This is a genomic window from Pseudoxanthomonas sp. 68-E7, from assembly GCF_057773145.1.
Genome location: NZ_JBYMTI010000001.1, coordinates 187949 through 200514 on the forward strand (window position 1 = coordinate 187949; position 12566 = coordinate 200514).

Sequence of the window (12566 nt, forward strand, 5' to 3'; positions counted from 1 at the left end):
TCCCCTCAATCCCTTTTCTGGAAGGCAACGCTAGCGCTTGGCCGCCCAGGTCGTGATCTCGCCTTCGACGAACGGCCCGATCTTCTGCTTGAGGATGCGGCCGTCGGCGCCGACCAGCACGGTGTAGGGCAGCACGCCCTTGGCATTGCCCAGCCAGATGCTGCTGTCGGCCGGACCGGGCGTGTCGAGCAGAATCGGATACCGCACCGGCACCCTGGCGAGAAAGTCGTTCACGCCCTCGACGGTGTCCAGCGCCAGGCCGACGACCTGCACGCCCTCGGCGCCCTGTTCGCGGGCGAAGCGATCCAGTTCCGGCATTTCCTTGATGCACGGGCCGCACCAGCTGGCCCATACGTTGATGAGCAATGGTCGGCCCCGGTACTGCGCGAGATCGACGGTCTTCCCGTCGGGACCGGGCAGGGCGATCTTCGGCATCGGATCGCCCACCTTCGCGGGCGTGACGCCCGGCGGCGGCGCGGGCGCGGTCGCGTTGGCGACGGTCTGCAAGGCCTGTTGTCCGGGTCCGGTGCGCCACAGCCAGCCGCTGTCGAAGGCATGGCTGGCGAGCAGGCCGAGTCCAGCCGCGGCCACCGCCACCCACAGCACGCGCGCGGTGGTGACCTTCATCGCGCGGCCCTCGCCAGCGCGTCCTCGACCATGGATTGGGTCAGCACGGTCGGCAGCACTTCACCCTCGCCGCCGCCGCGCGGATACACCACGTACAGCGGCACGCCGACCGCGCCGTGTTCCTCGAGGTAGGCGGTGATGGTGGCATCGACATTCGTCCAGTCGCCGCGCATCAGCACGCCACCGGCGTCGGCCAGCGCCTTGCGGAAAGGTTCGCGGTCCAGCACGGTCTTCTCGTTGGCCTTGCAGGTCACGCACCAGTCGGCGGTGATGTCGACGAACACGACCTTGCCCTCGGCGCGCAATGCGGCCAGGCGTTCGGGCGAGAAGGCCACGCTGTCCTGTGCACCGGCGGGCGCGGCGCGTTCGGGCAGCGGCAGGCGATGCGCCATCACCAACGGCGCGACGGCCGAAGCCAGCACCAGCAGCGCCAGCGCGCGCTGCACCGGCGCGGACCGCCAGCGCAGGCGCTGCAGCCACCATGCCGCCAGGGCCAGCAGCACCAGGCCGACCAGCACCAGCGCCACCGCGTCGATGCCGCGCTGGCGGCCCAGCACCCACAGCAGCCACACCGCGGTCAGGTACATCGGGAAGGCCAGCGCCTTCTTCAGCGCTTCCATCCAGGCGCCGGGACGCGGTAGCCGGTTGGCCAGCGCGGGGATGAAGCCGATCAGCAGGAACGGCAGCGCCAGGCCCACGCCCAGCATCAGGAACACCAGCAGCGCCAGCGGCACCGACGCGGCGAACGCGAACGCCAGCGCCGCGCCCATGAACGGCGCGGTGCACGGACTGGCCACCACCACCGCCAGCACGCCGGTGAAGAAATCGCCCGCCGGGCCGTGCCGGCGCGCCAGTCCATCGCCCGCGCCGGCCAGTCCGTAGCCGATCGCGAACACGCCGGACAGGCTCAGGCCGACCGCGAACAGCACATACACCAGCACGCCGATCACCAGCGGCTGCTGCAACTGGAAGCCCCAGCCCAGCGCCTGGCCGGCCGCGCGCAGCGCGATCGCCACGCCGCCCACCGCCAGGAAGCTCAGCAGCACGCCGGCGGTGTACCAGAGCGCGCGCGCCTTCGGCCGATCGCCGCTGGCCAGGGACAGCGCCTTCAGCGACAGCACCGGCAGCACGCAGGGCATCAGGTTGAGGATCAGGCCGCCGCCCAGCGCCAGCAGCAGCGCCAGCCACAGGCTGGTCGGGGTGCGCGAGGCGCGGCGCAGCGCGTCTTCCGGCGGCAGCGTGCGCGGCACTTCGGCGGCGGTCGTCGCGGCGCCGGTGTTCGCGTCGTCGACGGCGGATTCCGCATCCGGCCCGGCCGGGGCGGAAGTGGCCGGCACCTTGTCGGTTGTCGGAAGCGACGCGGGCGCAGCGGTGGCGGCAGCGCCCTCGGTAGCGGCGTCTGCGGCCGGCGTCAGCTTGCCGGCCGGAATCGACAGCGCGATCCGCCGGGTCATCGGCGGATAGCAGATGCCACCGGTCTGGCAACCCTGGAAGGTCACCCGCAGCGTGGCCTTGGTGGCCTTGGCGTGCTCGCGGGTCAGCGGCACCGGCACTTCGGCCTGATCGAAATAGACGATGACATCGCCGAAGTGTTCGTCGTGGTAAGCCTGCCCCTTCGGCCAGCGCGGTTTCTGCAGGCCGATGCCGGGCGCGCCTTCCAGCGCCATCGAAGTGCGGTCGCGGTAGACGTAATAGCCACGCGCCGGGGTGAAGCGCAGCAGCAGCTGGTTGCCGTCGAAGGCGATCGCTTCCACCGCGAAGGCGCGATCCTGCGGCAGCGGCGCGGCATCGACCCCACCCTTGCCGCCGCCCAGCAGCGACGAGGCGCCGGCACCGGTCAGCGAACCCAGCGGTACGAAGCCGCCGGCGTCATTGCCTGCCATGGCGGTCGCGCCGCCGGGCAGGTTCACGGTGAGGCTGCGGACCTGCGGCGGATAGCAGATGCCTGCATCCGCGCAACCCTGATACTTGATCTTGAGGGTGACCGAATCCGCGTCCGCGCCGGCCTGGCCGGGCAGGACCGCGGTCAGGCGGCCGCGGTAGGTCTCCACGTCGCCGAAGAATTCGTCGCGGTAGGCCTTGCCCTTGGGCAGCTGCAACGGTCTGGCGGTGAAGCCGCCGGCACTCACCTCGACCCCGGTCCGGTGCCGGTACAGGTAGTAGCCGTCGGCGATCTTCCAATGCACCTCGATGCGGTCGCGGCTGGGCGCGCTGACGCTGGGGACGAACACCTCATCGACCGGCGGCAGGTCCTGCGGGCGGATCTGGGCCTGCGCGGCGCAGGCGAAGGACAGCAGGCCCAGGGCCAGCAGGCGGGACAACCACGTCATCGGTCAGGGTTCCTCACGGGGCTCGCTGGTCTCCGCCGTCACCCACGCCAGATAGGCGGGCAGGCCGGCGGCGGCTTGGACCGCCAGCAGCTCGGGGAGTTCGTAGGGATGCAGTTCGGCCAGCCGGGCCGCCAGCGCGGGCAGCCGCGCGGCGGTGGTCTTGATGATCAGCTGGACCTCGTCGGTGGTTTCCACCGCGTCCCGCCAGCGGTAGACCGAGGTCATCCCGGGCAGGAGGTTCACGCAGGCCGCCAGCCGCTCGTCCACCAGCGTGCCGGCCAGGCGCCGGGCGCTGTCGGCATCGGGGCAGGTGCAGAAGGCGAGCAGGACGGACATAGGCCAGCGATTATCGCAGACGCCTCCTTGATCCCCGGTCCAAACTTTTTTCCGCGGCCAGCTCTTGAAAGGCTCCGGCCGGGCCCCATTTCCGTGCAATCCCGGTTCGCCGGGGTTTGTTTGCCCGCGTTGCTGGCACTCTCCCTTTCCGAGTGCTAACATCGCCGCCCTTTCCCAGTCCAATCAATCACTTAAAGAGGATTGAAATGAGCAATATCAAGCCGCTGTACGACCGCGTGGTCATCAAGCGTATGGAAGAAGAGAAGCTGTCCGCTGGCGGCATCGTGATTCCGGACTCGGCCACCGAGAAGCCGATCAAGGGTGAAGTCGTCGCCGTCGGCGAAGGCAAGGTCCTGGACAACGGCAACGTGCGCGCCCCGAAGGTCAAGGTCGGCGACAAGGTCCTGTTCGGCAAGTACAGCGGCACCGAAGTGAAGCTGGACGGCACCGACTACCTGGTCGTGAAGGAAGACGACATCTTCGCGATCCTCGGCTGATCGCCGAGGCGGGATTCGGCATTGGAGATTCGGGATTCGGACAAGCGCGACTTCTGCGCTGATCGAATCCCGACCCATTCCGCTCCCCGCCAACCCATCGAATCCCCAATCCCCAATATCGAATCCCGGAGTTAATACCCATGGCTGCAAAGGATATCCGTTTCGGCGAAGACGCCCGTTCGCGCATGGTGCGCGGCGTCAACGTGCTCGCCAACGCCGTCAAGGCCACCCTGGGCCCGAAGGGCCGCAACGTCGTGCTCGAGAAGAGCTTCGGCGCCCCGACCATCACCAAGGACGGCGTCTCCGTCGCCAAGGAAATCGAACTGGCCGACAAGTTCGAGAACATGGGCGCGCAGATGGTCAAGGAAGTCGCTTCCAAGACCTCCGACAACGCCGGTGACGGCACCACCACCGCCACCGTGCTGGCGCAGGCGCTGATCCGCGAAGGTTCCAAGGCGGTCGCCGCCGGCATGAACCCGATGGACCTCAAGCGCGGCATCGACAAGGCCGTGGTCGCCGCCGTGGCCGAGCTGAAGAAGATCAGCAAGCCCACCGCCGACGACAAGGCCATCGCCCAGGTCGGCACCATCTCCGCCAACTCCGACGAGTCGATCGGCAACATCATCGCCGATGCGATGAAGAAGGTCGGCAAGGAAGGCGTGATCACCGTCGAGGAAGGCTCGGGCCTGGACAACGAACTGGACGTCGTCGAAGGCATGCAGTTCGACCGCGGCTACCTGTCGCCGTACTTCGTCAACAACCAGCAGTCGATGACCGCCGACCTGGATGACCCGTTCATCCTGCTGCACGACAAGAAGATCTCCAACGTGCGTGACCTGCTGCCCGTGCTGGAAGGCGTGGCCAAGGCCGGCAAGCCGCTGCTGATCGTCGCCGAGGAAGTGGAAGGCGAAGCGCTGGCCACCTTGGTGGTCAACACCATCCGCGGCATCGTCAAGGTCGTGGCCGTGAAGGCCCCGGGCTTCGGCGACCGTCGCAAGGCGATGCTGGAAGACATGGCCGTGCTGACCGGCGGCACCGTGATCTCCGAGGAAGTGGGCCTGTCGCTGGAGAAGGCCACCATCAAGGATCTGGGCCGCGCCAAGAAGGTGCAGGTCTCGAAGGAGAACAGCACCATCATCGACGGCGCCGGCGACACCGCCGCCATCGAAGCCCGCATCAAGCAGATCAAGGCGCAGATCGAAGAGACCTCTTCGGACTACGACCGCGAGAAGCTGCAGGAGCGCGTGGCCAAACTGGCCGGCGGCGTGGCCGTCATCAAGGTCGGTGCCGCCACCGAAGTCGAGATGAAGGAAAAGAAGGCGCGCGTCGAAGACGCCCTGCACGCCACCCGTGCGGCCGTCGAGGAAGGCGTGGTCCCGGGCGGCGGCGTCGCCCTGATCCGTGCCAAGGCCGCCATCGAAGGCCTGAAGGGCATCAACGAAGACCAGACCCACGGCATCCAGATCGCCCTGCGCGCGATGGAAGCCCCGCTGCGCGAAATCGTCACCAACGCCGGCGAAGAGCCCTCCGTGATCGTCAACAAGGTCAAGGACGGTTCGGGCAACTTCGGCTACAACGCCGCCAACGGCGAGTTCGGCGACATGGTCGAGTTCGGCATCCTGGATCCGACCAAGGTCACCCGCACCGCGCTGCAGAACGCCGCGTCCATCGCCGGCCTGATGATCACCACCGAAGCGATGGTGGCCGAGGCCCCGAAGAAGGACGAGCCGGCGATGCCGCCGGGCGGTGGCATGGGCGGCATGGGCGGCATGGATTTCTGATCCGGCTTTCCACGCGGTACCGCGACACCGGAAAACCCCGCCGCAAGGCGGGGTTTTTCTTTGGGCCACCGCAGGCTGCTCCAGTGGGAAGGGCCGGGTGCTTGCAAATGAAACATTTTGCATCGCGGCAAACCTGTGCTATCAATGCACCCTCATGAACGCAGCCCGCGCCAGCTTTTACTTTTGGTACTACTTTCCGATGCCGCTGGCGGAGGAAGGACTGCGCTCACCCTGACGAAACGTTCAGACGCATTCCCGAAAGCCGCCAGCGAACCTGGCGGCTTTTTTGCTTCCGGGGCTGGCGACATCGAAAACAGACAAACAACCTGGAGATTCCCCGATGGCGCCCCATACCGACGACCTGCGCATCCGCAAGCTGGAACCGCTCACGCCTCCCGCCGAGGTGATCGCGGAACTGCCCTGCGATGAAGCCGTATCCGAAACCGTCACCCGCAGCCGGCAGGCGCTGCACGAGATCCTGCAGGGCCGCGACGACCGCCTGGCGGTGGTGATCGGTCCCTGTTCCATCCACGATCCCATCGCCGCGATGGAGTACGCGCAGCGCCTGCGCCCCTTGCGTGATGCGCTGGGCGGGGAACTGGAAATCGTCATGCGCGTGTATTTCGAGAAGCCGCGCACCACGGTGGGCTGGAAAGGGTTGATCAACGACCCCGGCCTGGACGGCAGCTTCCGCATCAACGAAGGCCTGCGCCTGGCGCGCGGCCTGCTGCGCAACATCAATCGCCTGGGCCTGCCGGCTGGCTGCGAATACCTGGACACCACCTCGCCGCAGTACATCGCCGACCTGGTGGCATGGGGCGCGATCGGCGCACGCACCACCGAGAGCCAGATCCATCGTGAACTCGCCTCCGGCCTGTCGTGCCCGGTCGGCTTCAAGAACGGCACCGACGGCAACGTGAAGATCGCCGCCGACGCGGTCAACGCGGCTTCGCATCCGCATCATTTCCTGGCCGTCACCAAGGAAGGCCGATCGGCCATTGCCGCCACCACCGGCAATCCGGATTGCCACGTGATCCTGCGCGGCGGCAAGGCGCCGAACTACGACGCCGGCAGCGTCGAGGCGGCCAGCCGGGTGCTGGCGAAGGCCGGCCTGGCGCCGCGCCTGATGATCGACGCCAGCCACGCCAACAGCCTGAAGGATCCCGAGAACCAGCCCGCGGTCATCGAGGACATCGCCGCGCAGATCGAGGCCGGCGAGACCCGCATCATCGGCGCCATGATCGAAAGCCATCTGGTCGCCGGCCGCCAGGATCTGGTACCGGGCCAGACGCTGGCCTACGGGCAGAGCATCACTGATGGCTGCATCGGCTGGGATCGTTCGGTCGCGGTGCTGGAACGACTGGCGGCCGCGGTGCGCCGCCGCCGCGAACGCAACGTGTCGCAGGCGGCGTAACGGGAAAAATCGCGGGCCGCAGGAGTGGCCCGGGTGCGAAGGCGATCCGTCTCCCTCTCTCCGGATCGCCGGCGCAGTTCCCGGAGCCGCTCCTGCGTGGTGCGGAGGTCTTCGCCACGGTGATGTCCTTTCCTGCCACCGCGTGTGATTTGCTTGCGCGGCTTATTGGGGAAGGGCTCGCGGCCGGTCAGTGGACTTCGTCGCGGTAGACGAACTTCGGCACGTCCCAGTTGTAGCGGATCGCCATCAGCCGCAGCAGGAAGCCACCGCCCAGGCAGCCCAGCGTGGTGGTGGACTCGTTCACTCCCTCATGCAGCAGGAGCAGATACGCCGCGCCGGTGAGCAGCGACACGCTGGCATACAGTTCCTTGTGGAACAGCAGCGGGATTTCATTGCAGAGCACGTCGCGCAGGACACCGCCGAAGGTGCCGGTGAGCATGCCGGCGATCACCACGATCACCGGCGCGTGCCCGGCCTCGCGCGCGATCGCGCAGCCGATCAGGGTGAAGGCGACCAGGCCCAGCGCATCCAGCCACAGGAAGGCCTGGCGCAGGTGGTGCATCCAGCGGGCGACGAAGGTGGCGACGATGGCTGCGCCAATCGTGTAGCCCAGGTACTCGGGATGCTTGACCCAGCCCAGGGGATAGTGGCCCAGCACGATGTCACGCAGTGAACCGCCGCCGAGCGCGGTGACCGAGGCGATGATGACGACGCCGAACAGATCCATCCGCCGGCGGCCGGCGGACAGCGCGCCGGTCATGGCTTCGGCGGTGATGGCGACGAGGTAGATCAGGGACAGCAACATGTCGGGTATCCGGCAGGAAAGTGGCCGGAACCGGCGTGGGTGCGCACGCGGCAGCCACGCGCCAGGGGCGCGCGGGGCAAGGCGCTCGCATCAAGACCGGAATCCGGTGCCGCTCCCGCTGTCCTTTTGCCTGAGAGTTCGGCGGCGTGGGCCGCTTGCCCCTTCGGCGGGTCATCGAAGACCTCTCTCCAGATCGGCGTGGGTGGACGCAGTGGATGGCTGCCGACGGCAACCGGGCCTGAGCGATTATGGGAGCCTGCGCCTTCGGCGGGAGCCGCGTGGCTCCACTCTCCTGCATCCGGCGCGCACTTTAGCAGAGCCGGATGTGAAAATGCCGGCTCCGTTCGTCCACCTGTCGCCATGATCGCCTACGCCCTGCGCACCGAAACGCCCTCCGACCTGCCCGCCATCCGCGCCCTGATCAGCGAGGCCTTCGCCGGCGCCGAGCACAGCAGCGGCACCGAGGCGGCGATAGTCGACGCCCTGCGCGCGCGCGCCGAACTGAGCCTGGCGCTGCTGGCGGAACAGGGCGGCCGGGTGATCGGACATGTGGCGTTTTCGCCGGTGGTCATCGACGACGGCGCAGCCGGCTGGTACGGACTGGGACCGGTGGCGGTGGCGCCGGATCGACAGGGCGTGGGCGTCGGTGCCGCGCTGATCGAAGCCGGCTTGGCCCGGCTGCGCCAGGCCGGCGCGGGTGGCTGCGTGGTGCTGGGGGATCCCGGTTACTACGCGCGCTTCGGATTCGCGCACGACGCCGCGTTGCGCTACGAAGGCGCGCCGGCCGAATACTTCATGGCGCTGACCTTCGATGGCAGTCGTCCGCAGGGCGCGGTGAGTTACAGCCTGGCGTTCGAGGCTTCCTGACGAAGTCGCCGGCAGGCGCGCGTCCTGCTGCGGTTCGGAAAAATGGCATCCATCCGCGGATGCCGCATCTCCGCCTTCCTTTGCTTCGCCCTTCGGAGAAGGGGGATTGAGGGGATTTGTGCTCAGCCCCAAAAGCAAATCCCCCGTCGCCCGCTGCGCGGACGCCCGCCCTCTTTTTTAAAGGGGGCTAAAAGAGCACTGGAAGTGCTCTGCTTTTCCTCCCCCTTCGAAGAAGGGGGACCGAGGGGGATTTGCTCTCCGCGCCAAAAACAAACCCACCGTCACCTGCCACGCCGGGACCCGCTCCTTTTCACTTTCAACATCCGAATGGCGGGTCAAGAGGGTCATGAAGGACGTCAACCCGCAACAGCGCTTCAGCGGTATTCCAACCCGCGCGGCTTGCGCCGCCCGTTGAGCCAGGCGCCGATGAAGCTGTTGCGTACCAGCAGGTCGTAGCTTGACAGCAGCAGCGCCATCGAAACCAACAAGACCACCAGGAACTCCACGAACCACGGCCATTGCACGCGCGACATCGCCACCTGCATCGCCATCACCACCGGCAGGTGCGCGAAATAGATCCAGTACGAAGCATCGGCCAGGTAGCGGCGAATCCGGCTGTGTCCGGACAGGAAGCGCAGCCCCATGCCAACCAGGGCGAAGCTCCAGCTCCAGCCGGCGATGGAATAGGCCACCGCGTAGGCCAGCGTAACCATGTCCCGGGGCGCGGCGACCAGTTGCGGCGCAAGCCCGATGTGCAGCATGCAGCCGATGGTCGCCACGACCGCAATCGCCAGGTGCAGTGGCCAGTGGCCGGCCCAGCCCCGCAACAGTTGCGGTTGCCGATGCAGCAGCCAACCCAGGCCGAAGGCGCTGCCGAAAGCGATCCACGCCGCCAGGCTGGGATACAACGACTGGTCCGGTGTCGGGATGCCAAACCAGGCGAACCACGAGGCATGCGTGGCCAGCGCGGATCCCAGCGGTATCGCAAGCAGCAGCGGGCCGATCGGCGAGGCGAACAGGCGCACGCCGGCATCGGCGGCGCGTTGCACGAATGCGCTGCGGCCAAGCGTGGCACGCACCAGCATCGCGGCGATGTAGCACAGCAGCAACACGTACAGGAACCAGAGATGCGTGAGCGGGAAATGGCGCGGCGACAGCGGCGGGGTGGGAGGGGCTTCGGGCATCTTTCCGTTGTTGACCAGCCAGGCGTTCCATGCCGCCACCGCGAGGATCGCCATCAGCATCGGGAACCAGCCGGACAGCAGGGGCATGGCGATGCGCTTCCCGCGATCGCGGATGAATGCCCGGGTTCCCATGCGTTCGTGCGCCAGGCGCGCGAAGAAGCCCGCAAGCAGGAAGAACAGCAGCATGCGGAACATGTGCGGCACGTAGAACGCCAATCCGGCCCATGCGTTCGGGGTCGCATCATGGGTGAGCCAGAAGTACTGCGCGCCGGGCAGCCAGGACATGCTGGCATGCACGACCAGGCCGAGCAGCAGGGCGATGGCGCGCACGGCATCCAGGCCGTGCAGGCGTTCGCCGGAAGGAGGGACGGGTGTGGATGGCATGGAATGCTCCGAGGTCGGGATGCAAGGGGCCGCACCGCATGCGACGGGCTTGCGGCCGGTGAGGTACTTCGGTTCGAGGCCGGAGGCGCCGGCATTGCGGGAATGCGCGGTTCAACGCGCTGGAAGCGCTTCAGCTCATTTCAGCTGCGCCAATGCCCCGCGCGGGCTGCCGCCATTCCGGGCGCCGTCGATCTTCCGGCGAGCCCGCACCAGTGAAAGCATCCTGGCCAACAGGTCGACGCCGCCCTGGCGAACAGGCACCGCTGCGCGCCTGGTCGACGTTCGGGCAGGCGCGCAAATGTTGCGCGGTGATCCCCCGTGCCGGATCGGCAGGGTCTTGAACGTGGCATGCACGGCTGCGGGAAACCTTGAATACGATGCCGGAGGAGCGTCGCGGCGGCGCACCGAAGGCGTGCGGGCGTCGATCGCGGTCATGGCGGGGATGGTAGGGGTGATCGTATCCATGGGCTTCCCGGCGCGGACTTCGCGCCCTCGACACCATGATTCGCGCCGGCGCGCGAAACATCACACCCGCCCGCAGGAATTTTCAAGAAGCGGCCCGGCCCTGGATCCGGCGCCGTCGTGTTCCGAGGCGGATATCGAATCCGGCGATGGCCTCGCTCCATTCAGGCCATGGAGCGGGCGCCTGCCCTGTCCCAGGGCTAGCGGCTCCCGATGGCGAAAGACTGGCGGGAAGCTCCACGCTTGCCCTCGCAACACTCCCCGACCGCCGAATGACGGGTAGGGGAATATCGAGTGCTTTCTTCCTTCCGAGGAAGGAGGACTGCCTCAGCCCTTCATGCTGCCCGTATCCAGCCAGCGCTGGTGCCAGGACAAGGCTTCGGGCAGCAGGTGCGGCGTGTGGCGGCCATAGCTGGCATGCAAGGCGCGCTCGTAATAGTCGGTCAGCAGGTCGCGGTAGTCCGGATGCGCGCAGCGGGCAATCAGCACGCGGGCGCGCTGCTTCGGCGACAGGCCGCGCAGATCCGCCAGGCCCTGTTCGGTGACGATGATCGAGACGTCGTGCTCGGTGTGATCCACGTGGCTGACCATCGGCACCAGCGAGGAGATGCTGCCACCCTTGGCGATGCTGGGGCTGAGGAAGATCGACAGGTAGCCGTTGCGGGCGAAGTCGCCGGATCCGCCGATGCCGTTCTGGATCCGCGAACCCATGATGTGGGTGGAATTGACGTTGCCGTACAGGTCCGCTTCCACCATGCCGTTCATGCAGATGCAGCCGAGCCGGCGCACCAGTTCCGGATGGTTGGAGATCTCCTGCGTGCGCATGACGATGCGCTCGCGATAGAAACCGATGTCCTGCTTGAACACCTCGTTGGCTTCCGGGCTGAGCGCGAAGCCCGTGCACGAGGCGCTGCGCAGGACGCCGTCGCGCAGCATGTCCAGCATGCCGTCCTGGATGACCTCGGTGAAGGCGGTCAGGTCACGGAAGCCGCTGGCCGACAGTCCCGCCAGCACGGCATTGGGAATGTTGCCCACGCCGGACTGCAGCGGCAGCAGGTTGGGCGGCAGGCGGCCCTGTTTCACCTCGTGCTGCAGGAACTCGATCAGGTGCGCGGCGATCCGCTGGCTGGTGGCGTCGGCGGGATTGAACGGGCTGTTGCGATCCGGGCCGTGGGTGCGCACCACCGCGACGATCTTGTCGGGATCGCAGCGCAGCGCGGTGTCGCCGATGCGATCGTCCGGATGGATCAGCGGAATCGGCTTGCGGTGCGGCGGCAGGGCGGTGCCGTAGTAGATGTCATGCATGCCGTCCAGGCCTTCGGGCTGCCAGTCGTTGACCTCCACGATCACCTTGCGCGCCAGGTCCAGCCAGGTCTTGTTGTTGCCCAGCGACGTCGATGGCACCAGCGCGCCGTCCTCGCGGATCGCCGAGGCTTCCACCACCGCGGTATCGATCTGTCCGTAGAAGCCGAACCAGGTGTGCTGGGCGACGTGGCTCAGGTGGGCGTCGATGTATTCCAGCGTGCCGGCGTTGATGCGCTGGCGCGTGTCCGGATCGCTCTGGAACGGCAGCCGCAGGGCGATGCCGTCGACCTTGGCCAGCGCGCCGTCCAGTTCCGGCGCGGTCGAGGCGCCGGTCAGCAGGCGGATCTGGAAGCCGCGTCCTTCCGCGTGCCAGCGGTCGATCCGGTCGGCCAGCGCCAGCGGCACCTCCTTGGGATAGCCCGACCCGGTGAACCCGCTCATGGCCACGGTCTCGCCGGGCTGGATGTGCGCGGCGGCGGCCTCGGCGGAGACGACAAGCCCGCGCAGGCGCGGATGGCGGATACGATCGCTGGACATGCAGGCGCTTGGAAACGGAAAGCGCTCATTATCGCCG

The 12566-nt window shown here is 67.6% G+C and carries 11 protein-coding genes and 2 riboswitches; of the genes, 4 read left to right on the top strand and 7 right to left on the bottom strand.

What is annotated here, in order from left to right:
- Positions 1 to 30: 30 nt before the first annotated feature.
- The 3 genes from AC3DE2_RS00895 to cutA are packed head-to-tail and all read right to left on the bottom strand — an operon-like array spanning position 31 to position 3293.
- Complete coding sequence (locus tag AC3DE2_RS00895) at positions 31 to 627, bottom strand: TlpA family protein disulfide reductase (RefSeq protein ID WP_488424653.1); 597 nt, start codon at positions 625 to 627, stop codon at positions 31 to 33.
- On the bottom strand, positions 624 to 2957 hold the full coding sequence (locus AC3DE2_RS00900) for a protein-disulfide reductase DsbD family protein (protein WP_488424654.1): 2334 nt from the start codon (positions 2955 to 2957) through the stop codon (positions 624 to 626). Before AC3DE2_RS00900 ends, AC3DE2_RS00895 begins: the two co-directional genes overlap by 4 nt.
- Positions 2958 to 2960: 3 nt before the next feature.
- Positions 2961 to 3293, bottom strand: a complete 333-nt coding sequence (gene cutA, locus AC3DE2_RS00905) for a divalent-cation tolerance protein CutA (RefSeq protein WP_488424655.1) — start codon at positions 3291 to 3293, stop codon at positions 2961 to 2963.
- A 206-nt stretch (positions 3294 to 3499) separates the two neighbouring features.
- Between cutA and groES the strand changes: the two genes are divergently transcribed.
- The 3 genes from groES (at position 3500) to AC3DE2_RS00920 (ending at position 6985) form a co-directional block, all read left to right on the top strand.
- Positions 3500 to 3790, top strand: coding sequence for a co-chaperone GroES (groES, locus tag AC3DE2_RS00910; protein WP_183640997.1), 291 nt, complete (start codon positions 3500 to 3502; stop codon positions 3788 to 3790).
- Positions 3791 to 3930: 140 nt separating this feature from the next.
- Positions 3931 to 5571, top strand: coding sequence for a chaperonin GroEL (gene groL, locus AC3DE2_RS00915; RefSeq protein WP_488424656.1), 1641 nt, complete (start codon positions 3931 to 3933; stop codon positions 5569 to 5571).
- 340 nt (positions 5572 to 5911) lie between these two features.
- Positions 5912 to 6985 (top strand): 3-deoxy-7-phosphoheptulonate synthase, encoded by a 1074-nt coding sequence (locus tag AC3DE2_RS00920; RefSeq protein WP_488424657.1) that lies wholly within the window; start codon positions 5912 to 5914, stop codon positions 6983 to 6985.
- Positions 6986 to 7172: 187 nt separating this feature from the next.
- Here AC3DE2_RS00920 and AC3DE2_RS00925 read toward each other — a convergent pair whose 3' ends face one another.
- Entirely contained in the window at positions 7173 to 7790 is a 618-nt protein-coding gene (locus AC3DE2_RS00925; protein ID WP_488424658.1) for a trimeric intracellular cation channel family protein, read from the bottom strand.
- 110 nt (positions 7791 to 7900) lie between these two features.
- A riboswitch (glycine riboswitch) is annotated at positions 7901 to 7992 on the bottom strand.
- Between the two features lie 14 nt (positions 7993 to 8006).
- A riboswitch (glycine riboswitch) is annotated at positions 8007 to 8095 on the bottom strand.
- 55 nt (positions 8096 to 8150) lie between these two features.
- On the opposite strand from AC3DE2_RS00925, the gene AC3DE2_RS00930 reads away from it, so the two are divergent.
- Complete coding sequence (locus tag AC3DE2_RS00930) at positions 8151 to 8657, top strand: GNAT family N-acetyltransferase (protein ID WP_488424659.1); 507 nt, start codon at positions 8151 to 8153, stop codon at positions 8655 to 8657.
- Positions 8658 to 9031: 374 nt separating this feature from the next.
- On the opposite strand, the gene AC3DE2_RS00935 is transcribed toward AC3DE2_RS00930, so the two are convergent.
- The 3 genes from AC3DE2_RS00935 to scpC form a co-directional block, all read right to left on the bottom strand.
- Positions 9032 to 10225 (bottom strand): acyltransferase family protein, encoded by a 1194-nt coding sequence (locus AC3DE2_RS00935; RefSeq protein WP_295374491.1) that lies wholly within the window; start codon positions 10223 to 10225, stop codon positions 9032 to 9034.
- A 135-nt stretch (positions 10226 to 10360) separates the two neighbouring features.
- Positions 10361 to 10690 carry a hypothetical protein gene (locus tag AC3DE2_RS00940; protein WP_488424660.1) on the bottom strand — a complete coding sequence of 110 codons (330 nt, stop codon included), beginning with the start codon at positions 10688 to 10690 and terminating at the stop codon, positions 10361 to 10363.
- Positions 10691 to 11014: 324 nt separating this feature from the next.
- The gene (gene scpC, locus AC3DE2_RS00945) at positions 11015 to 12529 is read right to left on the bottom strand and encodes a succinyl-CoA:acetate CoA-transferase ScpC (protein WP_488424661.1); all 1515 of its coding nucleotides are present in this window, start codon (positions 12527 to 12529) and stop codon (positions 11015 to 11017) included.
- Positions 12530 to 12566 lie beyond the last annotated feature (37 nt).